The 25,286-nt window shown below is 68.3% G+C and carries 30 protein-coding genes, 1 pseudogene and 1 riboswitch; of the genes and pseudogenes, 11 read left to right on the top strand and 20 right to left on the bottom strand.

Annotated features, from left to right (window positions below; genetic code table 11):
• Nucleotides 1–11: 11 nt before the first annotated feature.
• From ACIA49_RS38315 to ACIA49_RS38300, 4 genes are all read right to left on the bottom strand, one after another.
• Nucleotides 12–584: a histidine phosphatase family protein gene (locus tag ACIA49_RS38315; RefSeq protein ID WP_396383190.1), complete on the bottom strand. Its 573-nt coding sequence runs from the start codon at nt 582–584 to the stop codon at nt 12–14.
• A complete protein-coding gene (locus ACIA49_RS38310; RefSeq protein WP_396383189.1) occupies nt 581–1,330 on the bottom strand; it encodes a CbtA family protein in 750 nt (249 codons plus the stop codon). Before ACIA49_RS38310 ends, ACIA49_RS38315 begins: the two co-directional genes overlap by 4 nt.
• A 4-nt stretch (nt 1,331–1,334) precedes the next feature.
• Nucleotides 1,335–1,532 (bottom strand): CbtB domain-containing protein, encoded by a 198-nt coding sequence (locus tag ACIA49_RS38305; protein WP_396383188.1) that lies wholly within the window; start codon nt 1,530–1,532, stop codon nt 1,335–1,337.
• A 52-nt stretch (nt 1,533–1,584) separates the two neighbouring features.
• Nucleotides 1,585–1,651: riboswitch (cobalamin riboswitch) on the bottom strand.
• 85 nt (nt 1,652–1,736) lie between these two features.
• Nucleotides 1,737–2,309 carry a DNRLRE domain-containing protein gene (locus tag ACIA49_RS38300; RefSeq protein ID WP_396383187.1) on the bottom strand — a complete coding sequence of 191 codons (573 nt, stop codon included), beginning with the start codon at nt 2,307–2,309 and terminating at the stop codon, nt 1,737–1,739.
• A gap of 167 nt (nt 2,310–2,476) precedes the next feature.
• On the opposite strand from ACIA49_RS38300, the gene ACIA49_RS38295 reads away from it, so the two are divergent.
• On the top strand, nt 2,477–3,118 hold the full coding sequence (locus tag ACIA49_RS38295; RefSeq protein ID WP_396383186.1) for a LysE family translocator: 642 nt from the start codon (nt 2,477–2,479) through the stop codon (nt 3,116–3,118).
• On the opposite strand, the gene ACIA49_RS38290 is transcribed toward ACIA49_RS38295, so the two are convergent.
• The 4 genes from ACIA49_RS38290 to ACIA49_RS38275 all read right to left on the bottom strand — a co-directional run bounded on the left by ACIA49_RS38290 (nt 3,099) and on the right by ACIA49_RS38275 (nt 7,504).
• Entirely contained in the window at nt 3,099–4,469 is a 1,371-nt protein-coding gene (locus ACIA49_RS38290; protein WP_396383185.1) for an MFS transporter, read from the bottom strand. The genes ACIA49_RS38295 and ACIA49_RS38290 overlap by 20 nt on opposite strands.
• 38 nt (nt 4,470–4,507) lie before the next feature.
• Nucleotides 4,508–4,876, bottom strand: a complete 369-nt coding sequence (locus ACIA49_RS38285; protein ID WP_396383184.1) for a DUF1304 domain-containing protein — start codon at nt 4,874–4,876, stop codon at nt 4,508–4,510.
• A 12-nt stretch (nt 4,877–4,888) separates the two neighbouring features.
• On the bottom strand, nt 4,889–5,785 hold the full coding sequence (locus tag ACIA49_RS38280; RefSeq protein WP_396383225.1) for a phosphotriesterase: 897 nt from the start codon (nt 5,783–5,785) through the stop codon (nt 4,889–4,891).
• Between the two features lie 111 nt (nt 5,786–5,896).
• A complete protein-coding gene (locus ACIA49_RS38275; RefSeq protein WP_396383183.1) occupies nt 5,897–7,504 on the bottom strand; it encodes a DEAD/DEAH box helicase in 1,608 nt (535 codons plus the stop codon).
• A 177-nt stretch (nt 7,505–7,681) separates the two neighbouring features.
• Here ACIA49_RS38275 and ACIA49_RS38270 point away from each other — a divergent pair, with 177 nt between their 5' ends.
• Nucleotides 7,682–8,182 (top strand): DinB family protein, encoded by a 501-nt coding sequence (locus tag ACIA49_RS38270; protein WP_396383182.1) that lies wholly within the window; start codon nt 7,682–7,684, stop codon nt 8,180–8,182.
• A 3-nt stretch (nt 8,183–8,185) separates the two neighbouring features.
• Here ACIA49_RS38270 and ACIA49_RS38265 read toward each other — a convergent pair whose 3' ends face one another.
• The 3 genes from ACIA49_RS38265 to ACIA49_RS38255 are packed head-to-tail and all read right to left on the bottom strand — an operon-like array spanning nt 8,186 to nt 9,680.
• Nucleotides 8,186–8,854 carry a TetR family transcriptional regulator gene (locus tag ACIA49_RS38265; RefSeq protein WP_396383181.1) on the bottom strand — a complete coding sequence of 223 codons (669 nt, stop codon included), beginning with the start codon at nt 8,852–8,854 and terminating at the stop codon, nt 8,186–8,188.
• A complete protein-coding gene (locus ACIA49_RS38260; RefSeq protein ID WP_396383180.1) occupies nt 8,826–9,248 on the bottom strand; it encodes a thiol-disulfide oxidoreductase DCC family protein in 423 nt (140 codons plus the stop codon). Before ACIA49_RS38260 ends, ACIA49_RS38265 begins: the two co-directional genes overlap by 29 nt.
• Nucleotides 9,249–9,251: 3 nt before the next feature.
• The gene (locus ACIA49_RS38255) at nt 9,252–9,680 is read right to left on the bottom strand and encodes a hypothetical protein (RefSeq protein WP_396383179.1); all 429 of its coding nucleotides are present in this window, start codon (nt 9,678–9,680) and stop codon (nt 9,252–9,254) included.
• A 120-nt stretch (nt 9,681–9,800) separates the two neighbouring features.
• Here ACIA49_RS38255 and ACIA49_RS38250 point away from each other — a divergent pair, with 120 nt between their 5' ends.
• From ACIA49_RS38250 to ACIA49_RS38240, 3 genes are all read left to right on the top strand, one after another.
• A complete protein-coding gene (locus ACIA49_RS38250) occupies nt 9,801–10,838 on the top strand; it encodes an amidohydrolase family protein (RefSeq protein ID WP_396383178.1) in 1,038 nt (345 codons plus the stop codon).
• Between the two features lie 13 nt (nt 10,839–10,851).
• Nucleotides 10,852–11,208 carry a YybH family protein gene (locus ACIA49_RS38245; RefSeq protein WP_396383177.1) on the top strand — a complete coding sequence of 119 codons (357 nt, stop codon included), beginning with the start codon at nt 10,852–10,854 and terminating at the stop codon, nt 11,206–11,208.
• A gap of 150 nt (nt 11,209–11,358) precedes the next feature.
• Nucleotides 11,359–12,756: an ankyrin repeat domain-containing protein gene (locus tag ACIA49_RS38240; RefSeq protein ID WP_396383176.1), complete on the top strand. Its 1,398-nt coding sequence runs from the start codon at nt 11,359–11,361 to the stop codon at nt 12,754–12,756.
• Here the strand turns inward: ACIA49_RS38240 and ACIA49_RS38235 are convergent.
• Nucleotides 12,722–13,828 (bottom strand): calcium:proton antiporter, encoded by a 1,107-nt coding sequence (locus ACIA49_RS38235; protein ID WP_396383175.1) that lies wholly within the window; start codon nt 13,826–13,828, stop codon nt 12,722–12,724. The two genes, ACIA49_RS38240 and ACIA49_RS38235, sit on opposite strands and share 35 nt — an antisense overlap.
• Nucleotides 13,829–13,900: 72 nt before the next feature.
• On the opposite strand from ACIA49_RS38235, the gene ACIA49_RS38230 reads away from it, so the two are divergent.
• Nucleotides 13,901–14,401 (top strand): GNAT family N-acetyltransferase, encoded by a 501-nt coding sequence (locus ACIA49_RS38230; protein ID WP_396383174.1) that lies wholly within the window; start codon nt 13,901–13,903, stop codon nt 14,399–14,401.
• Complete coding sequence (locus ACIA49_RS38225) at nt 14,398–15,243, top strand: hypothetical protein (RefSeq protein WP_396383173.1); 846 nt, start codon at nt 14,398–14,400, stop codon at nt 15,241–15,243. The genes ACIA49_RS38230 and ACIA49_RS38225 overlap by 4 nt, the downstream gene beginning before the upstream one ends.
• Here ACIA49_RS38225 and ACIA49_RS38220 read toward each other — a convergent pair.
• On the bottom strand, nt 15,233–15,808 hold the full coding sequence (locus tag ACIA49_RS38220; protein ID WP_396383172.1) for a TetR/AcrR family transcriptional regulator: 576 nt from the start codon (nt 15,806–15,808) through the stop codon (nt 15,233–15,235). The two genes, ACIA49_RS38225 and ACIA49_RS38220, sit on opposite strands and share 11 nt — an antisense overlap.
• Before the next feature lie 74 nt (nt 15,809–15,882).
• Here ACIA49_RS38220 and ACIA49_RS38215 point away from each other — a divergent pair, with 74 nt between their 5' ends.
• Complete coding sequence (locus ACIA49_RS38215; RefSeq protein ID WP_396383171.1) at nt 15,883–17,085, top strand: FAD-dependent monooxygenase; 1,203 nt, start codon at nt 15,883–15,885, stop codon at nt 17,083–17,085.
• Here the strand turns inward: ACIA49_RS38215 and ACIA49_RS38210 are convergent.
• The gene (locus ACIA49_RS38210; RefSeq protein WP_396383170.1) at nt 17,036–17,923 is read right to left on the bottom strand and encodes a LysR family transcriptional regulator ArgP; all 888 of its coding nucleotides are present in this window, start codon (nt 17,921–17,923) and stop codon (nt 17,036–17,038) included. The two genes, ACIA49_RS38215 and ACIA49_RS38210, sit on opposite strands and share 50 nt — an antisense overlap.
• Nucleotides 17,924–17,996: 73 nt before the next feature.
• Here ACIA49_RS38210 and ACIA49_RS38205 point away from each other — a divergent pair, with 73 nt between their 5' ends.
• The gene (locus ACIA49_RS38205; RefSeq protein WP_396383169.1) at nt 17,997–18,593 is read left to right on the top strand and encodes a LysE/ArgO family amino acid transporter; all 597 of its coding nucleotides are present in this window, start codon (nt 17,997–17,999) and stop codon (nt 18,591–18,593) included.
• 152 nt (nt 18,594–18,745) lie between these two features.
• Here the strand turns inward: ACIA49_RS38205 and ACIA49_RS38200 are convergent, their stop codons facing one another.
• The gene (locus ACIA49_RS38200; RefSeq protein ID WP_396383168.1) at nt 18,746–19,651 is read right to left on the bottom strand and encodes an SDR family oxidoreductase; all 906 of its coding nucleotides are present in this window, start codon (nt 19,649–19,651) and stop codon (nt 18,746–18,748) included.
• Between the two features lie 60 nt (nt 19,652–19,711).
• Between ACIA49_RS38200 and ACIA49_RS38195 the strand changes: the two genes are divergently transcribed.
• Complete coding sequence (locus tag ACIA49_RS38195) at nt 19,712–20,485, top strand: TetR/AcrR family transcriptional regulator (protein WP_396383167.1); 774 nt, start codon at nt 19,712–19,714, stop codon at nt 20,483–20,485.
• 17 nt (nt 20,486–20,502) lie between these two features.
• Here ACIA49_RS38195 and ACIA49_RS38190 read toward each other — a convergent pair.
• Nucleotides 20,503–21,519: pseudogene (locus tag ACIA49_RS38190) on the bottom strand (MFS transporter); the annotation flags it as partial.
• Nucleotides 21,520–21,795: 276 nt separating this feature from the next.
• Here ACIA49_RS38190 and ACIA49_RS38185 point away from each other — a divergent pair.
• On the top strand, nt 21,796–22,683 hold the full coding sequence (locus ACIA49_RS38185) for a hypothetical protein (protein ID WP_396383166.1): 888 nt from the start codon (nt 21,796–21,798) through the stop codon (nt 22,681–22,683).
• Here ACIA49_RS38185 and ACIA49_RS38180 read toward each other — a convergent pair.
• From ACIA49_RS38180 to ACIA49_RS38165, 4 genes are read right to left on the bottom strand one after another with little or no spacing between them, the layout of a single operon-like run.
• Nucleotides 22,652–23,032 (bottom strand): GNAT family N-acetyltransferase, encoded by a 381-nt coding sequence (locus tag ACIA49_RS38180; protein ID WP_396383165.1) that lies wholly within the window; start codon nt 23,030–23,032, stop codon nt 22,652–22,654. The two genes, ACIA49_RS38185 and ACIA49_RS38180, sit on opposite strands and share 32 nt — an antisense overlap.
• A gap of 8 nt (nt 23,033–23,040) precedes the next feature.
• Entirely contained in the window at nt 23,041–23,796 is a 756-nt protein-coding gene (locus tag ACIA49_RS38175) for an aminoglycoside phosphotransferase family protein (protein WP_396383164.1), read from the bottom strand.
• Nucleotides 23,797–23,836: 40 nt separating this feature from the next.
• The gene (locus ACIA49_RS38170; protein ID WP_396383163.1) at nt 23,837–24,766 is read right to left on the bottom strand and encodes a pyridoxal-phosphate dependent enzyme; all 930 of its coding nucleotides are present in this window, start codon (nt 24,764–24,766) and stop codon (nt 23,837–23,839) included.
• Between the two features lie 56 nt (nt 24,767–24,822).
• Entirely contained in the window at nt 24,823–25,179 is a 357-nt protein-coding gene (locus ACIA49_RS38165) for a helix-turn-helix domain-containing protein (protein WP_396383162.1), read from the bottom strand.
• Nucleotides 25,180–25,286 lie beyond the last annotated feature (107 nt).

Here is a 25,286-nt window from a genome sequence, read left to right as displayed (position 1 = left end):
CGCCACACCAATCAGCCGAAGGCCAGGGACCAGCTGCCAGTGTGGTGGGACAGGTTCACTGTTGCCAAGGGGCGGACGTCCACATGCCGGAGCGACTCCGCCGGAGCATCCAGCACATAAAGCACCACCGCCCGCACGACCGCCGGATGGACCACGGCGACCAGCCGGCTGCTCCCGGCAGACGCGGACTCCGCCTCGCGATCCTCACTGACCAGATCGCCCAGCCAGTCCGCGACGCGGGTGATGACGTCGTTCTCGGTCTCACCGCCTGGGGTGGCCGTGTGCGGCCGCTCCAGCCAGGCGGAGACGGCAGCCGGGTCAGACCCGAGCAGGTCCTCCAGACCGCGACCGGCCCACTCGCCGTAGTCGCGGTCACGCAGCGCCGGCTCGACGACCGCAGTCAGCCCGAGGGCCTCCGCGGTGGCGACCGCAGCCGGCTCGGGACCGGCGTACGTGGCGTCCGCGTCGAGCTTGAGCTGACGGGCGGCCTCCACACTTGCCGGATCCGGGTCAGGCGCACCACCGAGGACGAGGCCGCGCAGCGCGGGGGTCAGTGCGTGGGCGACCAGCGTCAACGAGCTCAAACAGACACCTTCTGTTCGGATGGCCGGCGGGCCACCGTGGCGGCGTACCCGAAACCGAGCAGGAGCCACAGTGTCGCCTGCGTACCGAGCGAGGCGAACCGGAACTGCCAGAGCAGCGTAGCGGGGAACGTGTCCGGAACCTCGTTGATCCGCGGCAGGATCAGGTACGCCGCCACGACCGTCACCACGAGTCCGGCGACGCCACCGGCGAGCCGGGCCACATCGCCGTACCGGGCTGCCCAGCGGGACAGCGCCACGCCGGCCCAGACCGCGAGCAATCCGATCACGATCGTCAACAGATAGGTGACGGTACGGCGGGTGATCGTCTCGGGATCACCGACCGCCGGTGGGTTCGGTGGGTACTTGAGGAACGGCACGAGCACGATGCCGATGAACCCGGCGGCGGCCAGGCCGAGGGCGGCGTACCCGTCGTTGCCGGTCCGCAGGCGGCGCCGGAGCAGCGTGAAGCCGACGGCGAAGATGCCACCGAGGGCGACGCCGTACAGGCCGGTGGCCAGGAAGAGGCCGCCCTTCTGGCCCTCACGGCTGACCAAAGGGGCTTCTTCTTCACCAGCGGCATGCTCGTCGCCGTGGTCATGACTGTGCGCGGTGGCGTTGGCCTCTTCGATCGCGATCGCGGCATCGACCCGCGGCTCGCCCATCACGTAAGCGAAGGTTCCGGCCAGCAGGCCGGCGAAGAGTCCGACGATCAGACCGCGCACCAGGAGTTGTCCGAAGGTGCGCATCGGATCAGTGGCAGGGCACGCCGAGGAGGTGACGGCCGTCGTGCATCAGCTCGTGCAGGTACATGCCCGACTGCGACACAGCACCCTGGTCGAAGCCGACCAGATACGCGAGCAGCAGCAACAGGCCGACGCTGAGAGCGGACAGCAGGAGCAAGCGGGACGAGATCGCCGGTACGCCGACCGACTGGGCAGGAGCTGCCATCTGAACCTCCTGGGGAAGTGCGCGTCCCCTTCGAAAGGCTGCTGGTGCCCGAGCATCCTGACTCACGAGCCTGGGCTCGATCACAGTGGCGCGGCCGTGCCGGATTCCCACCGGCTTCCCTCGGGCATCGCAGGTTGTCCCCCGAACCGTAGCCGTCGGCCCGCTGACGGGTCAACGGACCACGGTCCGGGGGTGAGAATGACCTCAGAGGGTGATGACCTCCAGGAGCTCCGACCCCGGCTTGAACTTCTTCCACTGGTAGCGGTCGGTCTCGTTCGCGGCCCGCAACCCGAAAGACAGGAACGCCAGGCCCTGGCCGGCCGCCTCCTGTGCGAGGGAGGTGACGTCGAAGCGCAGCAACTGGTCCGGCTGCGAGTTCCAGGAGCTACCGGAGGCTGTGCCCAGGTTCCGCAGCCAACTGCCGCCGGAGTTGTTCCAGGTGAGCGGCGCCTCCGGGTCGAGGTCGGTGACCTGGAAGAGCTGCACCGGCGTGGCCACGCCGGTCGGCGTGTGGGTGAGCAGGATCGAGAAGACGGCGGACGCGACCGAGGCACCGGACACGGCCGCCACCGGAACGCGGAAGAACGAGCGCCAGACGAAGGCTTCGTCGTATTCCCGGCCTACCAGGACCTCCGCTCGCGGAGCATCCCAGAACGAGGCGGCCGGCTGCCTGGTCGTGGCGTAGGTCCAGGCGTCGCTCGGCAGCACAACCCGCTCCGAGGCGAAGGCGGGCAGGGCGTTGACGGCGAGCGGAGCGGCGACGGCTGCGGCAGCCATTCCGAGCACGGAACGGCGTGACAAGTGATTCATGGCGGTGATCCCCTTGGTCGGTCGGACGGCCACCGTCACACGCCGCCGTCGCGGGCGACAGCTATTCCACGAGACCATTTGAGACAGTTCGAAAAGCTCTACTACCAAGGCTTTCCAGCACATACTCTGGGCAGATGCCTGCTGCCCATCACTTGATCGTCTTCGCGGTCACCGCCCTCGTCATGATCGTGATTCCCGGACCCAGTGTGCTGTTCATCGTCGGTCGCGCGCTCGCGGTCGGCCGCCGGGAGGCGGTGCTGACGATGCTCGGGAACACGCTCGGCGCTTCGGTGATGCTGGTGCTGGTCGCCCTCGGCCTCGGCACGCTGATCGCGGCGAGCGCGGTGGCGCTGACCGTCGTCAAGCTGGCTGGCGCGGCGTACCTGATCTACCTCGGTGTGCACGCCTTCCGGACCCGGAAGTCACTGGTCGAGGCGATGACCGGTGGGGTGCAGCCGGGCAGCACCCGTCGGACGCTGCGGCAGGGCTTCCTGGTCGGGGTGACCAACGCCAAGACCGCGGTGTTCTTCGCGGCCGTACTGCCGCAGTTCGTGGACCCGCACGCCGCCGGCCCGGCGTGGGTGCAGATCCTGATGCTCGGGCTGATCTTCGTCACGATCGCGCTGATCTCCGACAGCGTCTGGGCCGTCGCGGCCGGTACGGCGCGGCAGTGGTTCGCGCGGTCGCCGCGCCGGCTCGAGCTCGTCGGTGGCACCGGCGGGCTGATGATCATCGGCCTCGGCGCCAGCATCGCGGTCAGTGGGTCGAAAGACTAGTCCGTCGGGCTGCCTGCACACCCAGCAGAGCCAGTACGGCGGGAACTCCGAAGGCGACCAGATAGGCGGTCACCGGGGAGTGCGGCTCGATCGCCGCGAAGAGCGAACCGCCGACGGCCAGAACCGTTGCCGTCGACAACGAATCGCTGAGCTGCGCGGCCGAACTGTTCACACCCTGCTCGGCGCGTGACGAGTACTCGAGCACCAGCACCGACAGTGTCGGGAAGACCGTACCCATCCCGAACCCGGTCAGGCTCCACCCAAGAATGCCGATCACGACCGGCACATTCGGGTTCAGCGTCAGGACGGCGATCGCGATCCCCGCGACGATCGCGAGCATCCCCACCTGCAGGAACACGGCCGGACCGAACCGGTGCTTCGGCCGACCGCGCCACCACGACGCGAGCGTCCAGCTGACCCCGCTCACGGTCAGCACCAGGCCCGCGAAGGCCGGCGACAGTCCCCGCTCCCGCGTCAGCATCAGCGGCAGGAACACCTCCGCTCCGAACCCGGCCGCCGCGACCAGCCCGCGCAACGCGACGACCGACGGCAGACCCCGGCCCAGCACGAAGATCCCTCGCGGCAGCAGCCTCGGCGCGGACACCGCGATCGCGGCCAGCCCGATCGAGAGCAACACAATCTGCAGTACGCCGTGCTCCTGACCGCCGAAGTTCAGTACGCCGACCCCGACGGCGGCCGCGACGGCCCACAGTGCCTGTCGATCCCACAGTCGCCCCGGACGTACGTCGTACCGGTCGCCGCGCGCCAGCCCGGGACGCATCACGAAGACTGCGGGGATCGCCAGCACCGGTACGGCGAGGAACACAATCCGCCAACTCGTGTGCTCCACGATCAGACCTGCGATCGCCGGACCGACGAGGGACGGGACCACCCAACCGGTGGCGAACGCGGCGAAGATCTTCGCGCGGAGGATCGCCGGGTAGAGCTGACCGACCACGACGTACAGGGCGACGGTCAGCAGCCCGGAGCCGACGCCCTGGATGATCCGGCCGGCGACCAGGACCTCCATGCTCGGCGCGATCCCGGCGATGATCAGTCCACCGAGGAACCAGGCGGTGCCGTGCCAGAGCGGGCGGGTCGGGCCGCGGAGGTCACTCCAGGTGCCGGAGACAACCATCCCGACCACGCCGGAGGCCAGCGGGCCACCGAAGGCGAGCGCGTAGAGGTACAGGCCGTCGAGAGCCTGGGCGACGGTCGGCATCGCCGTCGTCACGGCCAGGTTCTCGAAGGCGACGAGCGTGATCAGCGCGACCATGCCGATCGTCAGCGCACGGTATTGCGGGGAGAGCACACCTGGCGTGGTCGTGGCCGGTTCGGCGGTCGTCGTCATACCGAACAGCCTCTGACTTCAAGTGCACTTGAAGTCAATTAGAGAGCTGCGGCAAGCACCAGCGCGAGGATCGGCGGCAGCGCCTGGCTGGCCGCGGCCTGCAGCATCCGGCGGTCGGAGGCGAGCAGGACGATGCCCGCACCGGCCATGCACGCGCAGCTGAAGAGTGCGATCGCGTGGCCCTTGTCGCCGCCCGCGATCAGGCCGCCGAGCGCGCCGGCCGCCAGGAACAGGTTGTAGAACCCCTGGTTGAACGCCCATGGCTTCGCCACCGCGGCCTCGGTGTCGTCCTTGACCAGGAACCGCTTGTACGTGCTCGGCTTGCGGAACAGCAGGCTCTCCATGGCGAAGACCGCCACATGGAACAGCCCGGCCACCACGACGAAGACCTGTGCGACGACATTCATGGGCGAACCGTACTACCAGGCGAACGCGCGCGCCGGGTTCGACTCGAAGATCGTGGCGGCCGCTTCCGGCCCGAACTCCCGGGTGATCCGCGGCCGGAGCGTGGTGAGCAGGAACTGCATCCCCGGGCCTTCACCAGTCGCGCCACGAGCCTTGGCGGTGGTGGTGTCTCCGCCGAGCAGCAGGCGATCGCCGTACCCGGCATCGAGGAGCGCCGCCAGGCAGGCAAGCAGGTGCGGATCGGTGGCGTTGTTGGCCCGCGACGGCCCGTCGAACGCCAGCCACGCACCGCGCCTCGCCAGATCGAGATGAGCCCGCGAGTCCGGGAAGCGGTTGAGGTGTCCAAGGATGACGCACGTCGGCGGTACAGCGAGGGTGTCGACGAGGAGATCCAGTACGGCGTCAGCCGCGGAACCCAGCTCGTGGTGGATCGCGATCGGAGCGCCGGTCGCGTGGTGAGCCTCGGCGGCTGCTTCCATCACGAACCGGGCGTGCTCGTCGAGCCGATGGAACCCACCGGCCACCTTGATCAACCCGGCCCGGACGGAACTGTTGCCGATGCCAACGGTCAGCTCGGTGTGAAAGATCTCCGCCAGCCGCGGTCGCACCTTCGCGACGAAGCCGTCCGGGTAGTGCTCGGCCCGATGCAATCCGGTGGCCGCGATCAGCGAAACCCCAGTCTGGGTTGAGATCTCGGGCAACAGCTCAGCCTGCCGCCCCAGTCCGTGCGGAGTCCACTGCACGATCGCCTGACCGCCGACCGCAGCAAACTCACGAACCTCAGCCAGCGCGGCCGACGCGTCATCCAGCTCCTGCCCGGCCAGCAACGCCGACCGGAAGAACAGATGATCATGCGCGTCACAGACCCCCAATTGCTCGGGCGCCAACTCCCCCACCACAGTCCGAATCATCACCACCCCAACCTAGCCACCACCAGGCGCACCCCTCAAAGTCGCGTGGGGTGGGAATGGCAGCACCCCCTGAGCTCGTGGGCTCAGGGGGTGCGGAGTGCCTGGGTGCTGTCAGGCGGCTTGCTTGCGGGGGCCGCGGCGACGGCGGCCGCCGCGCGAGGCGGAGGGGCTGTCACCGGGGCGGGTCGCCGTGGAGGAGGCGACCGTCCGGGTCTTGGTGCTTCCACCGGCCGAGCGCGGTGAGGTGGTGCCGGTCGTCGCCGTCCGGGTCGCGCCTGCACCACCGCGGCCCGAACCATTGCCACGACCGCGTCCACGGCCTCGGCCGGGGTTGCTGGTGGTGGCGACGACCGGGGCCTTGGCCGGAGGCTCGACGAAGACGCGCTCGCCCGGGGCGAGCTCGGCGAGCAGGGGGTCCCCGACCGAGAGCTTGGTGGTCTTGGGGGCGATGCCGGCCTTGCGGGTCAGGTCGCGGACGTCGCGGACCTGGTCGTCGGTCATCAGCGTGATGACCGTGCCTTCGGCGCCCGCGCGGGCCGTGCGGCCGGAGCGGTGCAGGTAGGCCTTGTGCTCGACCGGCGGGTCGGCGTGGATGACGAGCGTGACGTCGTCGACGTGGATCCCGCGGGCCGCGATGTCGGTCGCGACCAGCGTCTTCGCCGTACCGGCCGAGAACGCCTCGAGGTTGCGCGTGCGCGCACCCTGCGACAGGTTCCCGTGCAGCTCGACAGCCGGCACACCGGAGGCGATCAGCTTCTTGGTGAGCGCCTTGGCGCCGTACTTGGTCCGGGTGAAGACCAGCGTGCGTCCCGGAGCCGCGGTCAGGTCGACCAGCACCGGAACCCGGCTGTCGGCCTTCACGTGCAGGACGTGGTGGGTCATCTTCGAGACCGGCGACTGCGCCGAGTCGACGCTGTGCGTGATCGGGTTGTTCATGAAGCGCTTGACCAGTACGTCGACGCCGGCGTCCAGCGTGGCCGAGAACAGCAGCCGCTGCGCCTTGGCCGGGGTCGCCTCGAGGAGCCGGCGGACGGCGGGCAGGAAGCCGAGGTCGGCCATGTGGTCGGCCTCGTCGAGCACGGTGATCTCCACCGCGTCGAGCTTCACGTTGCCGGCCTTGAGGTGGTCCTCCAGGCGGCCCGGGCAGGCGACGACGATGTCGACACCCTTGCGCAGTCCGGTCGTCTGGGGGCCGTGGCCGACACCGCCGAAGATCGTCATCGTGCGCAGCTCGAGCACATCGGCCAGCGGCTGGATCGAGGCCTGGATCTGGGTGGCCAGCTCCCGCGTCGGCGCCAGGATCAGCGCGCGCGGGGCCTTCGGCTGCCGCTTGTTGCCGCGCAGGTAAAGGCGCGCCAGCAGCGGGAGCACGAAGGCGTAGGTCTTGCCGGAGCCGGTGCGGCCACGGCCGAGAACATCCTTGCCGGCCAGGGAATCCGGCAGGGTCGCCGCCTGGATCGGGAAGGGCTTGGTGACACCGGTCGCCGCCAGGGCGTCGGCCAGTGCAGCGGGTACGCCGAGATCGGCGAAGGTCAGGTCGTCCGGGACATCCATCGGGATGACCGACTCGTACTCCGCCGCCGTGACCGAGCTGTTGCTCTGAGCAACGTTCCCGGCGGGCTTCTTCGCCGCGGGCTTGCGCCGGCGCGGGCGGCCGTTCGAGGACGGGGCGGAGGTGGACGTGTTCGTGGCTTGCGTGAAGGGGCGGCGGGCCGCCATAGGTACTCCAAGAATCGTGGGGTCGTCCTGCCCGGCGCGGCCGTCAGGGGCCGCGGCGCTTGGGGGTCGACTGCGAGCGCTGCAGTCACAGAGCGCTCCTGGCCCGAGGCAGAACTGGGCGGGCCGTCACGATCAGTGTACGGCACGCGAGGTCCGCACCCCACTAGATTGTCTCCGGTGACCCGAATCAACCCACCCACGGCGGCTTCCGAACGCGAGTTGCTGCAGGGATTTCTCGACTTCCACCGGCAGACCCTGCTGCTCAAAGTCTCCGATCTGAGCGGTGAACAGCTCGCCCGGCGCAGCGCGGAGCCGTCCAGCCTGTCCCTGCTCGGACTAGTGCGCCATCTCACGGAAGTCGAACAGTACTGGTTCAAGTCCTGTCTGGCCGGCGAGGAGGTTCCGGATCGTTACTGGACGGCCGAACATCCCGACGGCGACTTCGATCTGGTCGACCCGGCCCAGGCGCAGGCCGACCTGCAGGCGTACGCGGACGCCGTCCAGGAGTCCGACAAGATCGCGTCGCGACACGCTCTCGACGACCCGTTCCGCCGTCCGCGCCGACTGGAGATCTACAGCGTGCGGTACCTCTACATCCACATGATCGAGGAGTACGCGCGGCACAACGGCCACGCCGATCTGCTGCGCGAACGGATCGACGGCAAGACCGGCGAGTAGTAGCTAGGACTTGATCGAGCGGATCAGACCGACGATGTCGTTGACCACGCCGCGCACGCCCGGGATCCGGGTCAGCCGCAGCAGCCGGTCGATCAGCGGCACCGACCGATCGATCAAAGTCTTGGTACGGCGAAGGTCCGCGCTGTCGTCGTGGACCCAGAACAGCACGATCCCCATCTGCAGCAACCACAGCAACTCGGGGAGCTCCGCAGCCAGGTCGGCCGAAAGCTTGAGGTCCGACCCGGCCACGACCTCCCGGAAGATCTCGATACTCGCGTCCCGGGCCGGCTGCGACTCCGTGCTGAACGGCGACAGCGGGCTCTTCGGATCCGCAGCCGTCTTGAAGAACGTCGCGGCGAACTCGTGGTACGGCGCCGACACGTCCAGCCACACCCGCAGTACGCCGCTCAGTCGCGCAGCGAACGCCTTCTCGTCGGCCAGCACCGACCGCACCGCGTCCCGGTGCTGCTCCTGCAGGTGGTCGTAGTACGCCTGCATCAGATGCTCTTTGGAGCCGAAGTAGTAGTAGGCGTTACCAACCGAGACACCGGCCTCGGTCGCGATCGCCCGCATCGTCGTCTTGCCGTACCCCTGCTCGCGGAACAACCGCAGCGCAGTGGACAGGATCAGCTCACGCGTCTGCTCACCCTTGGTGGTCGCACTGTCCGTCACAGCCGTCAGCGTAGTCACCCCCTGGCCGGTCCACCGTGAACCGCCTCAACCCGGCCACCGACTGCACCATGCGTCGAGCCACCGGCCGCATGGCCGGAGTGGACAGCTGGACCGCCGTGTAGCGCCAGTCCCACGCGGCCCATAGGCAGACGATCCAGGCCCGGTCGCCGACGTACACCGAACCGTCGTCGGCGACCACTGTCACCTCGCGCAGCGTGGCAGCGTGATCCAGCGTGGGGTAGAGCGCCCGCGCCTCCGCCGACCCCGCCGCGACGAACCGCCTCTGCACCACCCCACCCTCACCGTCAGAGGCCGGCCGCTGTGCCGCCAGCCAGTCCTTGAACCGTCGGCACAGACCACACTGCGCGTCGTACAGCACTGTCAGCTCCCGCATGGGTCAGTAGCCGTACGTGAACGGCGGCTCGGGCTGCTGCGGAGCCAGTACGACGTTCGGCGGCACCGGCGGCGTGGTCATCCGGTCGGCTTGGCTGCGGCGGCGGATCCGGTTGAAGACCCAGACGTTGCCGAGGTGCACCCCGCCGAGCACCAGCATCACGACGCCGAGTTTCACGCTCAGCGCCTCGAAGAGCCCGCTGGCGTCGGCCACCGGGTCTTTCAGGCTCAGGAACAGCGTCACGAACCCCAGGTTGAGCAGGTAGAACCCGACCACGAGCAGCCGGTTCACCGCATCGGCGAAGGCGTCGTTGCCGTCGAAGACGTCGATCAGGAAGACCCGCCCGTTCCGGCTCAGCGTGCGGGCCACCCAGATCGTCAGCGGTACGGCGACCGCCAGGTAGGTCAGGTACGTCGTCACAGTCATGTTCATGTCGGTCCCTCACAAGTTGAACACGTTCAAATCATCGTAAGTTGAGCGTACGCCGTCGATTTGAACATGTTCAAGTAAGGCTTGAGGTGACCTGCACCTCACCGGGGGCAGGATGGGGCGATGACGACCTGGGTCTTCGAAGGAACCGTCCTTCCCGCCGGTGACACCACCCGCCTGACCATCGGTGCGGGCGACCCACAGTCGCTACCCGGCCGGTACGCCGTACCGGGGCTGGTCGACTCGCATTGCCATCTGACGCTGGGCCTGGGTGCGGACGGGTGGCCGGCGCTGTTCGGGGACGACTTTGCGCGTGAGCGGCTCGAGGAGCTCGCTGCTTCGGGTGTCAGCGCGCTGCGCGATGTCGGCGGCAACCGGTCGGTCACCCTGAAGCTGGCGACCACCGAGGACGACAGCCGTCCGGTCGTGGTGGCCGCCGGTCGCTTTCTGGCCCCGGCCGGCCGCTACTTCCCGGCGGCGCATGAGCCGGTCGCGCCCGAGGAACTGCTGGCCGCGGTCGAGGCCGAGATCGCCGACGGCGCGACCTGGCTGAAGCTCGTCGCCGACTTCCCGGAGGTCGGTCCCGAGGGCCCGATCCGCGGCAGCGCGATGGAGCAGACCTACGAGACCGACGTCATCCAGGCGATGGTCGAGCTTGCCCACAGCAGGGGCGCACGGGTCGCCGCGCACTGCAACACCGACATCGTCAGCGAACTGATCCGGGTCGGCGTCGACTCGATCGAACACGGCATGTCCCTCACCGAGCAGGACCTGGAGACGCTCGGTGCCCGCGGTGGCGCCTGGACCCCGACCCTCTGCGCCTCGATCGGCGAGGACCCGAACGAGACCCCGGAACGACGAGCCCGCCGACTCGCCCGCGCGGAGCAGACCGCCGCCATGCTCGCGCTCACCGACCGGTACGGCGTCCGCGTACTGGCCGGTTCCGACGTGGTCGGCTCGGTCGCGGCCGAGGTGGACCTGCTCGTGAAGCACGGCCTGACCGTCACCCAGGCATTGGTTGCCGCGTCGACCGGAGCTCAGGAGTACCTCGGGCTGACCGGCGACGGCAACCTGGTCACGTACGCTGCCGATCCCCGCGAGCACCCGGAAATCCTCGCGACCCCGGCGAGCGTCGTACTGAACGGACACCGGATCGCTTGAGACGATGCCCGGTATGCGGGAGAAGGATCTGGACCGGTGGGTGACGAAGTACCGCAAGGCCTGGGAGTCGAACGATCCGGCCGATGTCGCGGCACTGTGGACCGAGGACGCGGCCTGGTACCGGCGGCCGGACGAGGAGCCGGTGGTCGGCCGGGACGCGATCGTCGCGGCCTGGGCCGAGGTCGCGGACGCGCCGGGTGAGACCGCCTTCGAGTACGAGGTGCTCGGCTTCGGAGACGGAGTCGGCTTCGTGCGCGGATGGACGACGTACCTGACCGAACCGCCCGGCGAGTTCAGCAACCTGTGGGTGATCAGGCTGACCAAGGACCGCGCCCACGAGTTTGTCGAGTGGTGGATGGAGAAGCCTTGATGAGCTACTGTTTTCGGTAGGCGCTCAGGGCGCCACCGGTCCGCGGGAAGGGCTCAGCCCACCTGAAGCAGTGAGTTGGTGCTTTTGTTCGTACACCTCCTTTCTCGCCTGACGATGCGGACAGCAGGCTCGTAGAGAGGAGGTCGGCCGATGCCGACCCGCAGACTTCCGGACGACCCGAACCTGGACCACCTGCGCAAGCAGGCCAAACGCCTGCTGACCGAGCTCCGGGTGGACAACCCCGACGCGACCTTGGCCGAGGCCCAGCTGGCGACCGCGCGCAGCTACGGATTCCCCAGCTGGCCACGGATCGTGCACCATCTCGAACTGGTCGACCGCTACAGCCGATCCCCGCACCGCCAGTCGATCGGTGGTCCACTGGACACGCCGGAGCAGCGTGCCGACGAGTTCCTCAAGCTGGCGACACTGCACTACGGGCAGGATGATCCGGCCCGACAGCGGGCGGCCCAGCAGTTCTTACCTGAAGTTGCTCAGAGCAACATTTATACGATGGTCGTCGCGGGTGAGATCGACGCCGTACGGCGGAATCTCAGTCAGGCAAGGGTCGAGGGCGGACCGTATCGCTGGGAACCGTTGCTCTACCTCGCCTACAACCGTCTCGATGCCCCGAACCAGGTGGAGATCGCGCGCCTGCTGCTGGCGAACGGCGCGGATCCGAACGCGGGTTACCTGTGGCAAGGCATGCCCTCACCGTTCACCGCTCTGACCGGCGTCTTCGGGCGTGGCGAAGGTGATCAACCACCGCATCGGAACCGGGTTGAGCTGGCTCGTGTGCTGCTTGAGGCCGGTGCGGATCCGAACGACAGTCAGACCATGTACAACTGCGGACCGGGCTCGCCCCCGCCGTACGACGAGGTGCATCTCGAGCTCCTGCTCGAGTTCGGGCTGGGACGGGGTGACGGCGGCCCGTGGCACGAGCGGATGACCACGACGCATCCGACGCCGCAGCAGTTGCTGGAGGACGAGCTCGTGTTCGCATCGTCGACCGGGCTACTGCATCGGGTCGAGCTGGTGCTTGCCCAGGGCATCGACCCGGACAACCGCGGTACGGAACATCCGGGTTTCGGCGGACATCGCGCGTACGAGTTCGCCGCCGTACAGGGCTTCACGGAGATCGCCGAACTGCTGCGCGCTCATGGCGCGGCACCGCTGGACGATCTCCATGAGCTGTACGCCGCCGTGTGGCGCGGGGAGCTGCCAACCGTCGACGCTGCCCTCGCGGCCCGAGCCATCGCCAAGGATCCGCATCTTCCGTTGCGGGCCGCGGAGACCGGCCGGACCGAGGCGCTGGAGCCCTTGCAGCGCTTGGGATTCGACCTGAACCTGATGACGCATTCGGCCCCGATTCATCGGGCGGCGCTCAACGGTCATCTCGAGACGGTACGGCGCCTGATCGAGCTCGGCGTCGATCCCGAGCAGCGTGATCCGATGTACGGCGGGAACGCGTTGGGCTGGGCCGAGCACAACAACCAGACGGCCGTTGCCGCCTATCTCAAGGGCTTACCGCAAGGAACAGGAACGCGCTGAACACCATCAGGTGAACGGCGCCCTGCAACAGGGTCGCTTTGCCGGTGGCCAGGGTGATCGTGCTGACCGCGACCGTGAGCGCGAACAGCACGATCTCCTTGGCGCCGAGACCGAGGACAAGCGGCCCGCTGAGCCAGATCGACGCGATCCCGATCGCCGGGATCGTCAGGCCGATGCTGGCCAGCGCCGAGCCGAGCGCCAGGTTCACGCTCGTCTGGAGGCGGTTGCGGAGTGCCGCTCGCACGGCCGCCACCGTCTCCGGCAGCAGCACGAGCAGCGCGATGACGACACCGACCACGGCCAGCGGAGCGCCGGCCGACTCGACTGCGGACTCCAGCTTCGGCGAGACCGTCTTGGCCAGCCCCACGACGGCGACCAGGCAGACGAACAGCAGTCCGAGGCTGACGAGCGCGACCTTGCTAGTCGGAGCAGCCGCATGGTGCTCCTCTTCGTCCTCGAGATCAGTCGCGGTCGGCTCGACCGGGAGGAAGTAGTCGCGGTGCCGGACGGTCTGCACGAAGACGAAGACGCCGTACATGACCAGGGAGACCACACCGGCGAACGCCAACTGAGGCCCGCTGAAGCGCGGACCCGATGCACTCGTGGTGAAGGTCGGCAGGACGAGGCTGAGCGTGACGAGCGCGGTCATCACGGCAAGCGCGCCGCTCGACGCGTGCACCCGGAACTCCTGGACGTGATGCTTCAGCGATCCGACGACCAGGGCGATCCCGAGGATGCCGTTGCAGGTGATCATCACCGCGGCGAACACGGTGTCGCGCGCCAGGTAGGCCGCCTTGTCCCCACCGGACGCCATCAGCGTGACGATCAGCGCGACCTCGATGATCGTCACGGCCAGCGCGAGGATGAGCGTGCCGAACGGTTCCCCGACGCGGTGCGCGACGACCTCGGCGTGATGCACGGCCGCGATCACCGCGGCGCCCAGACCGGCGCAGACCAGGATCAGCAGGATCGCCCCGAGATTACGACCCCAGGACAGCAGCAGGACGACGAAGGCGAGCGGGGGCACGGCCAGACTCCATCGCGGCAACCCATGGACTCGTGAGTTTGTCATCCTCACCGATCCTATGGGCTCTCGGCTAAATCGGTTGGCAGCTGAGGCGGCCGAGGTGATGCTTTTCGCATCATGACAGTGCAGATCAGGGTCGCGACCGACGCGGACTGGCCGGCGATCTGGCCCTTCTTCCACGACATCGTCACCGCGCGGGAGACCTACGCCTACGATCCGTCGCTGACCTTCGAGCAGGCACAGTCCCTGTGGATGACGCCGTCCAGCGGCAGCAGGACGACGGTGGCTGTCGATGCCGACCGCACCGTCCTCGGGAGCGCGAACATGTACCCGAACCGGCCAGGTCCGGGATCGCATGTCGCCAGCGCGAGCTTCATGGTCTCGCCGGCTGCTCGCGGCCAGGGGGTCGGCCGGCGACTGGCTGAGGACATGATCGCGTGGGCCGGACAGGAGGGATTCCGGTCGATCCAGTTCAACGCGGTGGTCGAGACGAACGCATCCGCCGTACACCTATGGCAGGCACTCGGTTTCCGCATCATCGGGACCGTGCCGGAGGCATTCGAACACGCCAAACTCGGGTACGTCGGATTGCATGTGATGTACCGTCCGCTGGTGTGACGGACAATCGCGCGCGCCGGATGTGGAAGACGCTCGAACCCTTCCACGCGATCACCTACTTCTCCCCCGAGACCCGGCAGGCGACCGACGCCCTGGGGCTCAAGGGCGGCTGGATGAGCTACTTCGCCTGCCGAGCCGCGCCACTCGGTGCCGCCTCGGCCGAACTGGTGGCCGCGGTCTTCTACAACTTCCATCCGTCGATGGTGGCCAGAGCCCTGCCCGATGCCTGGAACCGCGCGACACCCGAGCAGTTGCTGGAAGCTCGGCTCGGCGCGGTCGATACCGCCGTACGGCGATTGTTCCCGGACGCACCGGACTTCGGTCGCGTGGCTGAGCTGGCGCGGCAGGCGGCCGAGGCCGCGCCGCTGGGCGGGCGTGCGCTGGGGGCAGCCAACGCGGCGCTCGACTGGTCGACCGAGCCGCATCTGATGCTCTGGCAGGCGACCACGATCCTGCGGGAGTCCCGTGGCGACGGCCACGTGGCGGCACTCGTCGCTGCTGAGCTCAGCCCGTGTCAGGCGTTGATCACGGCCTCAGCGGCCGGTGGTCCGTCGAAGGAGATCTTCCACCTCGCCCGGCACTGGAGCGACGAGGAGTGGGCCGCTGCGTCGGACGACCTGCGATCGCGTGGACTCCTCGACGCCGACGGCGCACTGACTGATGCCGGACAGGCTCTCCGCCAGCAGGTCGAGGACACCACCGACTCATTGGCCGACGCCGGTTGGCGTGCGCTCGGTGACGACCTGACGAACGAGTTGCACGACCTCGTCCACCCACTGAGCGCCGTACTGATGTCGGGGGCGTTGATTCCGCCCGACAACCCGATGGGTCTCAAGTGGTGAGGCGTTCGGCGACTGTGCGGATCGACGCGGCCAGGTCCTCCGGGCTCGGCGCCTTGGCCGGGTCGAACAGGTAGAGCACCACAACGCCGAGCAGAAGCGCCTGCAGGAACGAGCCGATCCGGTCCACCTCGGCTGGGTCGGCGTCGGCATCGACACCGCCGAAGAGGTGAGCGACGCCTTCTCGCGCCTCGCCTTGCAGTTGCGACAGCTCGGCGAGTAGCCCAGGTTGCCCCACGCTCAGCACCTCGAATTGCGTGGTCCACAGAGCCTTCACGTTCGGCTCGTCCAGGCTGGCGATCGCCTGCTGCCAGGTCGCGACGAATCGTTCGTACGCCGTCGTCGGGCCGGCTGCCGGCGCGAGCGCGCGGCCGACATCGGCACCCCACTCGTCCAGCGCCTCGCGCATCGCCTCGTTGAGCAGCGCCTCCTTGGAACCGAAGTGGTAGCCGATCGCCGCCAGGCTGACGCCGGCCGCGGTCGCGATGTCGCGCGCGGTCGTCCGGCCGTAGCCCTTCTGCAGCAGGCAGGTCTTCGCGCCGTCGACCAGCGCCTCCCGGTTTCCCATGCCGCCGAGCATAACACGGACGTCTCATACATATGTCTTGCACAAATGTCTAAGACCATCGTACAGTCGAGGGCATGACGACAACGGTGTTGATTTCAGGAGCGAGCGTTGCGGGTCCGGCCTTGGCGTACTGGCTGCAGCGGTACGGGTACACCCCGACCGTCGTGGAGCGGGCGCCGGCGCCGCGGCCCGGTGGGTATGCGGTGGACTTCCGCGGCGCATCGATGACGGTGCTGGAGCGGATGGGGCTGCTGGACGCGGTCCGGGAGCAGGCAACCCATCTCGGAGCGGTCGAGTACGTGGACGAGTCCGGGAAGCAGGTCGCGTCGACCTCGTCGGTCGCGTTGAGCGGTGAGCTCGAGATCCTGCGCGGTGATCTCGTCGACATCCTCTACGCGTCGACCACCTGTGAGTACTTGTTCGACGACTCGATCGCTTCGCTGAACGACGACGGCGCGGGAGTCGACGTGGTGTTCGAGAGTGGACTGCGTCGGCGGTTCGATCTGGTGATCGGTGCGGACGGACTGCACTCGACAGTACGGCGGCTCGCGTTCGGCCCGGAATCGTCGTACCTGCATGATCTTGGCTACTACGTGTCGGTCAGCACGGTCCCGAACCACATGGGTCTCGACTATGCCGGGCGGCTCTACAACGAGCCAGGTAAGACGATCGGCGCCTACAGCGCGCGGCAGAACACCGAGGCGAAGGCGCTGTTCTACTTCGCGGCGGACAAGCTCGACTACGACCGGCGTGACCTCGCGGCGCAGAAGGAACTGGTCGCGGAGCAGTTCGCCGGGATCGGTTGGGAGGCGCCGCGGCTGATCGACGAGATGCGGAACGCACCGGACTTCTACTTCGACTCGACCAGCCAGATCAAGCTGGACAGCTACTCGCGCGGCCGGGTCGCGCTGGTCGGCGACGCCGGGTACTGCGCCTCCTCACTGTCCGGGATGGGGACGAGCCTCGCCATCGTCGGTGCGTATGTGCTCGCCGGCGAACTGCATGTGGCCGGTGGCGACCACGCGCGGGCGTTCGCGGCGTACGACGTACGGATGCGTGGTTTCGTCGCGGCCTGTCAGAAGCAAGCTCTGGAAGGGGCGCGCTGGTTCGTCCCGGCGACCAAGTGGTTCCTGAAGGTGCGCAACCTGACCTACCGGATGATGCCGTACCTGCCGTGGCGGAACATGATCGAGGAGATGTCGCTCAAGGTCGGCAACGCGATCGAGCTCAAGACCTACGAAGACTCGCAGCCGCTGCGCGCAGTACCGCCGCGGTGAGAGCGGCCAGCACCTCGGACTCCAGCTTCCAGTGCTGCCAGTACAGCGGGACGTCGAGATATTTGCCGGGGGCAATGTTCACCAAGTGGCCGGCCGCGATCGCCGGGCCGGCGACCTGGTCCTCGATCATCCCCCAACCGAGCCCGATCTGCACCGCCTGATGAAAAGCTCCGGCAGCCGGTACGGCGTGGGTCGGCGGATCGAGTTTGCGCCGCGTCACCTTGCGGATCAGGCGATGCTGGAGAACATCCTTCTCGTTGAACACGATCAGCGGAGCATCGGCCAGGGCCTCAGCGAGTGGCCGCCCGGCCAGCCGGCGCTCGACGTACTGGGGAGTGGCGACCGCGAGGTAGCGCATCTTGCCGAGCGGTACGACGCGACAACCCTGCACCGGGCGCGGTTCACCGGTCACCGCGGCCAGCACGGTCCCGTTGCGGAGGAACTCCGCGGAGTACTCCTCGTCCTCGCGATGAAGCACGAACCGGGCGGGGAACTGCTCGGACAGGTCGAGCATGGCGGCCAGGAACCAGTGGTTCAGGGAGTCCGCGTTGACCGCGATCGGTAGCCGAAGCGCATCAACCGTTCCCTGGACGGCGGCAATCGCCTCGTACTCCAACAGCGCAACCTGCCGCGCCAACCGCAACACCGCCTCACCGGCCGTCGTCGGCCTGGCGGGCTTCCCGCGCATCACCACGATCTGACCGAGGCGGCTCTCCAATGCCTTGATCCGTTGACTGACGGCGGAAGGCGTGACCTGGAGCCGCTGCGCGGCGGCGTCGAAACTGCCCTCGTCCACCACCGCCGCGAACGTCTCCAACTGCGCGGAGTCGATCTGCATGATGAAGCAATCCTAATGGCACGTCAGAATCTTTAGCTGGTTTACTCAGCTGGACCTTCCTACCGTCGAACCTATGACCGCCCTCGCCGGCTTCGCCACGACCCTCGCCATGATCGTCGCCATCGGTGTCCAGAACGCCTTCGTCCTCCGCCAGGGCCTCCGTCGCGAACATGTCCTGCCGGTAGTCCTGGTCTGCTCCCTGTCCGACGCCCTCCTCATCACCAGCGGCATCGCCGGCCTCGGCGTCCTCATCTCCGGCAGCTCCCTGGCCCTCACCATCACCAAGTACGCCGGCGCCGGCTTCCTCCTCACCTACGCCGCCTTCGCCGCCCGCCGCGCCCTCCGCCCTACCGCCCTCACCACCACCGACCACACCCCCGCAGCCCTGCGCACAGTCGTCCTCACCTGCCTCGCCTTCACCTACCTCAACCCCCACGTCTACCTCGACACCGTCGTCCTGCTAGGCGCCCTGGCCAACCAACACGGCCCCAACGCCCGCTGGCTCTACGGCCTAGGCTCCGTCACCGCCAGTTTCACCTGGTTCTTCTCCCTAGGCTTCCTCTCCCGCCGCCTGGCCCCCCTCTTCGCCCGCCCCCGAGCCTGGCAATACCTGGACACCACCATCGCCACCCTCATGACCACCCTCGCCACCCTCCTCCTCCTCAGCTGACTCCCGACCATGGTCAAAGCCGGACCTGCGCCACTGTCTAACCTCCCGCGCAGCCACTTGAGCAGTCGATGCTGAGCGTGACGTGCTCAAGCTGCACAGTGTTAGACGGTGCTGGCGGTCCGCCTCTGCCCGCTCGACGACATACTCCGCAGTCAGCGGTAGGCGGATGCGTCGAGGGGGTCTTCGGTGGCTTCGCCGTCGAGGAGGTACTGCCAGGCGTCGGGCTGGCTGCCGTCGAGGTCGGTGAAGTTGTAGAGCTTGGCGAGTTCACCGCTCGAGATCGACTTGCCGTTCCAGCGGCGTACGTCGGGATCCGCGGCGAGCGCGGCGACCGCGCGGCCGACGTACGACGGGCTCTCGGAGATACCGAAGCCGGGGACCTTCGCGTCGCGCCAGTTGGACTCGGTGACGCCGAATCCCTCGAGCATCGCCTCGGAGCGCAGCCAGCCGGGAGTGAGCAGTACGGCGGTTGCGTCGTGCTTGTCGAGTTCGTGAGCGAGGGCGAACGCCATCCGGCTGACCGCGCCCTTCGCGACGTCGTAGAAGAACGAGACGCGGTAGCGGTCGGCGTTGTAGTCGTTGGTGCCGTCGGTCATCTCGATCACCAGGCCGCCGGGCGACTTGATCAGCAGCGGCAGCGCGAAGTGGCTGGTGATCGCATGCGTGTCGACGCCGAGGCGAAGCAGCCGCAGCCCGGCCTCCAGGTCACTCTCCCAGACGGTCTTGTCCCACTCAGGTTCGCCGAACTGACCCCAGATGTCGTTGACCAGGATGTGCAGCGCACCCTGCTCGCGCTCGATCCGGTCGATCAGGCCCTTCACCTGCGCGGGCTCGAGGTGGTCCACCGGTACGGCGATGCCGTGGCCGCCCGCCTGGTCGATCAGTTCGGCGGTGTCCTCGATCGTCTCGGGGCGGTTCATCTCCGAGCGGCTGGTGCGTGTGGTCCGCCCGGTCACGTAGACCGTCGCGCCGGCCGCGCCGAGCTGGACGGCGATCCCCCGCCCGGCCGCTCGACTGCCTCCGGTCACCAATGCGACTTTCCCCGCCAACGGCTTCATGGCCCCATCCCCTCCTTAACAACTTAGCCATACGCTGTATGGTTATGTACCCTACGACGTATGGTTAATGCTGGCAAGCGGTCCGGTGGGCGCCCTCGAGCCGGCGAGGAGCGGCTGAGCCGGGAGGCGATCCTGACCGCGGCGCTGCGGATCGTCGACGACGAAGGCATCGACGCGTTGACCATGCGCCGGCTGGCCGCGACGCTCGGCGTCAACCCGATGTCGCTCTATCACCACCTGCCGAACAAGGCCGCCGTACTGGCTGGGCTGGCGGAGCTTGTGTTCGCCGAGCTGGAGTTTGCGGACCCTGGCGACTCGGTCGGGTGGCAGGACCAGGTGAAGGACGCGGCGCGGGCGTATCGGAACGCGCTGCGAGCGCATCCGAATCTGGCGCTGCAGATCCTGTCCGACACGTCCGCGGTCTCGGCGGTCGTGGTGGTGACGGTAGAGCCGTTCTACCGCGCGCTCGACCGAGGCGGGTTGCCGGCGCGGAAGATCGTCGAGGCGGTGAACACCCTCGTCGATTTCATCCACGGGTTCCTGCTCGGTGAGGTCGCCGTACGGGCTGAGACTTTTGATCTCGCGCCTGAACTCCTGACGCGGGTCGCCGAGTTGCCAGAAGGGAAGGCGCCCACACTCGCTCGGGTGGTGAGCGAGCTGGGCGCCGAGGGGCTGGCTTATGACTTCGACGGTGGATTCGAGTCGGCGTTGGAGATCTTGACCGCCGGCATCGCTGCCGGTACGACGAACGCCGTCAGCAGCACGGGGACCGTGAGTGCGGCCACCAGCGTCGCCATCGAGAACCAGACCGACCCGACAGCGAACCCGGCGTAGATCGCGATCGCCACGATCCCGTTGAAGAACCCGGAGACCGAGGTGACGGTCGCCCGCGCCGGACCGGTGATCGCATCCTGCAGTCGGGCCTCGGCCACCACGATCACCAGCTGCATCAGTCCGTAGCCGACGGCGATCGGCAGGAATCCCCAGAGCGAGCGGCTCAACGATCCGGAGGCGATCAGGATCGCCGTCACCCCGAGCACTCCGGCAAACGTTGCTGCAGGCAACTTGTACGCCGGCCCTGCGAGTGCACCGCCGATCGCCTGGGCCGCAACTGTTCCGGCGATCAGTAGCGGGATGATGGGAGTCGCGGCCCCCATCTCCCTTGCCAGCAACGAGAAGTACTCGTCGAAGGTGAGGAATCCACCGACCAACGCGGCCAGCACCACGCCGCGTCGTACTGTCCGGCCGGTGAGCACCTCGGTGAGACCAGATCGCAGCATCGCGAGGTAGTTGGCGAATGGACCTCGGTCAGTTGGTGCATCATCCTCGGCGGACGCGATGCGCGGCGCCTCGGGGAGGGACCAGGCGATGGCGATCTGGGTGAGGTTGCTGAGCACGCTCACCGCGGCGGCCAAGGCGTAGCCGCCCAGAGCAAAGAGTGGCGCGGCCAGCACGGTGGCGATGAGGTTGCAGATGAATGACGCGGAACGGGCCCGGCCCAGGAGGGTCGCGTAGCGCGACGTCAGGGAGCGGACGGCCAGTTCGTCGTACACGAAGGCTTCGTAGGTGCCGGAGATGAGCGCCGAGGAGATCCCCCAGAGCACGAAGCCGAGCGCGAAACCGGCGTATGTGGGCAGCACGATCCAGGCTGCGTAGCCGAGCGCGCTGAGGAACGCGCCGAGCATGAGGAGCTTGCGGCGCGAGTACGAGTCCGCCCAGGCACCCGACGGCACCTCGATGACGAAGCCGGTCGCCGACCAGATGACGAACAGCGTCGAGATCTGCGCTGTCGACAGACCGTGGTCCTTGAACAGCAGCTGGTACAGCGGATACAGCGGAATGAAGTCGTGCAGCGCCTCGAACGCCACAATCCGGGCAGACAACCCCGTCGGCAGTCGGTCGGCGCGCGGAGACCTACGTCAAAGGTGGGGACTCGGGAACCTCATGAACCGACGGTACCGCCGAAGTCGGCACCCCGCACGTGGATTGGCGGACTCCCAGCACCCACTAACTCGTCGTACGGCGCCTCTGTGGGTCGGCGCTGAGCGTGAGCCGACGCGTGGCGGTGAGGTTGGACGGTGGTGGCGGTCCGCCTCCGCATTAATGGGGAGCGCCGGACGCTTTCGCTCCGGCAGAGTGGAGGCATGGCGGATGTGAGTGAGCGGTTCTGGGGGAAGCTGCCGGCGGGGTCGCGGGAGGCGTTGACCGCGGGGCTGAGTGCTTCTGAGCTGCAGTCCGTGTTGCTGGACGTGAGCCGGGAGCGGGCGGCGCGGGTGACGCCGGCCCGGTTGATGCAGCGGTGGCGGGACGACCGGTTCGTGCGGCCGTCGAGTGCGGATCCGCGCGAGCTGGTGAAGACGCAGGAGCGGTTGTGGGGACTGCTGCCGGAGCGGTTCGCCGGGGTGGAGTTGTCGCCGGTGACGCCACTCGGCACATGCTCGGCAGTGGCGACGATCAACCAGCACCAGGTGCTGAGCACGATCCGCGGTACCGAGGTCGCCAGCGACCCGACCAACGAGCTCGCGATCGAGGCCGCCGTACGACGCCGTGCCGGGCAGGCGCGAGTGGATCTGGCCGCGTGTCAGCGAGTGGTTCGGGCGCAGCCGTTCGACGGACCGGGGATGTCAGCGCACTTCCAGTTGTTCGTGCTGGTGTCGAGCGCTCGCGACGCGGGCTCGGGCCGTACCGAGGCCGAGCTGCTCATCGACCACCTCAACTTCTGGGCCGATGTCCTCGGCGAGACTGCCGATCTGACGTTCACCACGTTCGCCCCGTCCGCGGTCACCGAACGCATCGACGACACGGTGCGCCCCGCCGTACGGGCGTCCCTGCGCGAAGACACCGACCGAACCAAGAGTGCGACCTACTACACCGGTACGGCGCTCGGTGTCGGCACGACAGAAGCCGAGATGGGCGACGGCGGTTTCACGAGCTGGACCGCTGACCTGCTCGGTGATGCCAAGGAGCGCTGCCTCACCTCGTGCATCTCGACCGAGCGGCTCACCGCAGTCTCAGCAGCCCAGCGTCAGTAGGCCGGAACCCGCAGGCCTCGAGGTAGAACGCGCTCAGGTGCGGTTCGAAGTCCACGTGCAGCCACTCGCAGCCGGCCTCCCGAGCCTCCGACGCCGCAGCTGCCACCAGCTGCTGCCCGATCCCCTGCCGACCGAACGCCGGATGCACGGCAGTGTCGAGCACGAAGGCATGCGCCCCGCCATCCCAGCAAACCTGCACGAACCCGACTAGCTGATCGTTGCTAAAGGCACCTACCCAGGTCAGGGCCCAGCGCTCCAATCGTTCCGCCCAGGGATGCACGTCCTGCGTACCTTCGAAGGCGGCCGCATGCAGTTCGGACAGCGCTCGATCGTCGACAGGGAACCGCACGACTAGCTTCACAGCAGCGCCGTCCCGGCCTCGAGCCGAGCCGCGAAGCCCGCCGCTTCCTCGGAGTCTGCAGGCCAGTCCGACATGCTCAGATAACCCTGCACCATGGTCGACGGGAGCACCTCGATCAATCCATCGGCAGGCCCATAGGCCGCCAACATCTCCGGCCACCGCGACGGCTCCACCGACGAGATCAAGTGCCAGGCCAGGTCGAGCACTCCGGGCGCAGCGGACACGTCTTCCCAGTCCAGCAAGACGATCTCGCCTTCGGGCGAGGTGCGTAGGTTGGGTGCGGACGCGTCGCCGTGCACGAGCGTCAGCGGTCCGGCATCGAGCAACTGCGCCTCGGCCTGCTGGACGTTGCCGACCATGCGTTCGCCGAACTCACGCACCGACGCCGGCAACGACCGAGCGGCCAGCTTCGGCCAGGTCTCGTCGTACAGGCGGGCGACCAGTTCTTCGCCGGTTCCGATCGAACGCAACCACGGCCAGCGCACGTGCGCTCGGCCGGTCCACCGATCATGCATGGATCGCAGCAGCTCGGCCGCCGCCGCTGGTTCGGCCCCTTGGCGCCAGGCGGAGAGGTCCTCTAGCTCCAGCAGGGAGCCCTCGTCGTCGAGCTCGGCGCGGTAGCACGCGGGGACCCGGATGCCGATCTCCGGCGCGACCTCGCGGTAGAAGCGGATCTCGGACTCGGCCATCTTCAGCGCGGCCGCGATCGAGCCGGCCTTCTCGGGCGCACGTCGCTTGATGTAGTTCGGCACGACCCGACCTTAGGCGCGCGAGCCCAGGAGCGAACCTGATTTAGCCGGCGGCCTCGGTGCTGATGAGGATCACCGTGCTGTCCGGTCCCAACGCGAGCCGTGCGCGGGCGGCCCGCAGACCGGCGAGCGTGGCGGCTCCACTCGGTCCGGATGAGATGCCCGCCGTACCGAGGTCGGCCGATGCCTGCAGCGCCTCGTCGTCGTCGACTGTGATCGCGTGATCGAGCCCGGCTTGGAGCACCGGCCAGGCGAGGGTTGACGGCGTACCGCAGTTCAGACCCGCCATCACCGTCCGCGAGGTGGGGATGCTCAGCAGCTCGCCCGCCAGCAGGCTCGCGGTCACACAGGCGGCAGCCGACGGCTCGACGCCGAGCATCATCGGCGCGGCCGCCTCGCTGCGGAAGTGCGTCACGGCCGCCTGCGCGACCGATCCAACCCCCATCGGCACGACGACCAGGTCGGGCTCGGCCGTGATCTCGCGGAACAACGTGGAGTACCCGTCGACGATCAGCTGCGGCACCACCTCATACCCAGGCCATGCGGAGTCCTGGATCAGCAACCGCTCATCCCCCGCGTACGTCGCCGCCTCGGCCACCGCCGCGTCGTACGAACCCGGTACGACGCTCACCGTCGCACCCTCATCGCGGATGGCCGCGATCGCCGCCTCGGGGACCATGTCCGGCACGAAGACCTGCGCCCGCAACCCCAGCGCCGAGGCCCGGCGCGCGACCGCCCGGCCGTGGTTTCCATCGGTCGCCGTCACGAGCTCCACCCGCCCGGACTGCTCCTGCAGCGCACGGTCGATCGCCCACCACGCACCGAGCGCCTTGAAAGCCGGCAGGCCGAGTCGCTGCGACTCGTCCTTGACCAGCACCTGCCCGACTCCCAGCTCGGCGGCCAGCGTCGGGACAGAGGTCAGTGGGGTAGGCCGGTACGTCGGCAGGCCCTGGTGGAACGCGAGCACCTCCACCGGGGCAGGCGTGGTTCGCCACTCCCGGGCGGGAGGGTTCTGGTACCAATCGCCCACTAGGCGACCAGATCGAAGACCTGCGCCGTACCGGAGTAGGAACCGCGCGACGAGCCGACCGAGCGCGGGCCGGACTGCGCGACCTGGATCGAGGTCGTCTGGAGCCGGATCGGCAGCGAGGCGCGGACCGCGGTGGCGAGGTCGAACTGGACCTCGTTCAGCAGGTCGGTCAGCTCGAGCTCGAGGGCCCGGCAGATCGCGGCCAGGATCTCCGAGGACGGCTCCTTGCGGCCACGCTCGATCTCGGACAGGTAGGGCACCGACACCTGGGCCCGCTCGGCCAGCTCGCGCAGGGTGATGCCCCGCTCGTTCCGCAACCGGCGGAAGACGTTTCCGATCACCTCGCGTAGCAACACGTGTGGCCCTCCTCGGCTCCGATGTCCTGTACCGAGTGTGCCATCCGCCGGGGCTTCGCGGTGGGCAGATCTGCCACGGGCAGATTCCCGGGCCCGACCGGGCACCC

The sequence above is a fragment of the Kribbella sp. NPDC051587 genome, from assembly GCF_044453945.1.
GTDB lineage: Bacteria > Actinomycetota > Actinomycetes > Propionibacteriales > Kribbellaceae > Kribbella.
Note: the sequence above shows the minus strand (reverse complement) of the source record. Positions and strands in the feature narration are given on the sequence as shown.

Bases quoted from the DNA above. Each gene is read 5' to 3' on its own strand.
- ACIA49_RS38310 (WP_396383189.1), bottom strand. From the start codon at position 1,330: ATGCGCACCTTCGGACAACTCCTGGTGCGCGGTCTGATCGTCGGACTC.
- ACIA49_RS38305 (WP_396383188.1), bottom strand. From the start codon at position 1,532: ATGGCAGCTCCTGCCCAGTCGGTCGGCGTACCGGCGATCTCGTCCCGC.
- ACIA49_RS38300 (WP_396383187.1), bottom strand. From the start codon at position 2,309: ATGGCTGCCGCAGCCGTCGCCGCTCCGCTCGCCGTCAACGCCCTGCCC.
- ACIA49_RS38295 (WP_396383186.1), top strand. From the start codon at position 2,477: ATGCCTGCTGCCCATCACTTGATCGTCTTCGCGGTCACCGCCCTCGTC.
- ACIA49_RS38290 (WP_396383185.1), bottom strand. From the start codon at position 4,469: ATGACGACGACCGCCGAACCGGCCACGACCACGCCAGGTGTGCTCTCC.
- ACIA49_RS38285 (WP_396383184.1), bottom strand. From the start codon at position 4,876: ATGAATGTCGTCGCACAGGTCTTCGTCGTGGTGGCCGGGCTGTTCCAT.
- ACIA49_RS38280 (WP_396383225.1), bottom strand. From the start codon at position 5,785: ATGATTCGGACTGTGGTGGGGGAGTTGGCGCCCGAGCAATTGGGGGTC.
- ACIA49_RS38275 (WP_396383183.1), bottom strand. From the start codon at position 7,504: ATGGCGGCCCGCCGCCCCTTCACGCAAGCCACGAACACGTCCACCTCC.
- ACIA49_RS38260 (WP_396383180.1), bottom strand. From the start codon at position 9,248: ATGCGGGAGCTGACAGTGCTGTACGACGCGCAGTGTGGTCTGTGCCGA.
- ACIA49_RS38255 (WP_396383179.1), bottom strand. From the start codon at position 9,680: ATGAACATGACTGTGACGACGTACCTGACCTACCTGGCGGTCGCCGTA.
- ACIA49_RS38250 (WP_396383178.1), top strand. From the start codon at position 9,801: ATGACGACCTGGGTCTTCGAAGGAACCGTCCTTCCCGCCGGTGACACC.
- ACIA49_RS38245 (WP_396383177.1), top strand. From the start codon at position 10,852: ATGCGGGAGAAGGATCTGGACCGGTGGGTGACGAAGTACCGCAAGGCC.
- ACIA49_RS38240 (WP_396383176.1), top strand. From the start codon at position 11,359: ATGCCGACCCGCAGACTTCCGGACGACCCGAACCTGGACCACCTGCGC.
- ACIA49_RS38235 (WP_396383175.1), bottom strand. From the start codon at position 13,828: ATGACAAACTCACGAGTCCATGGGTTGCCGCGATGGAGTCTGGCCGTG.
- ACIA49_RS38230 (WP_396383174.1), top strand. From the start codon at position 13,901: ATGACAGTGCAGATCAGGGTCGCGACCGACGCGGACTGGCCGGCGATC.
- ACIA49_RS38220 (WP_396383172.1), bottom strand. From the start codon at position 15,808: ATGGGAAACCGGGAGGCGCTGGTCGACGGCGCGAAGACCTGCCTGCTG.
- ACIA49_RS38215 (WP_396383171.1), top strand. From the start codon at position 15,883: ATGACGACAACGGTGTTGATTTCAGGAGCGAGCGTTGCGGGTCCGGCC.
- ACIA49_RS38210 (WP_396383170.1), bottom strand. From the start codon at position 17,923: ATGCAGATCGACTCCGCGCAGTTGGAGACGTTCGCGGCGGTGGTGGAC.
- ACIA49_RS38205 (WP_396383169.1), top strand. From the start codon at position 17,997: ATGACCGCCCTCGCCGGCTTCGCCACGACCCTCGCCATGATCGTCGCC.
- ACIA49_RS38200 (WP_396383168.1), bottom strand. From the start codon at position 19,651: ATGAAGCCGTTGGCGGGGAAAGTCGCATTGGTGACCGGAGGCAGTCGA.
- ACIA49_RS38195 (WP_396383167.1), top strand. From the start codon at position 19,712: ATGGTTAATGCTGGCAAGCGGTCCGGTGGGCGCCCTCGAGCCGGCGAG.
- ACIA49_RS38185 (WP_396383166.1), top strand. From the start codon at position 21,796: ATGGCGGATGTGAGTGAGCGGTTCTGGGGGAAGCTGCCGGCGGGGTCG.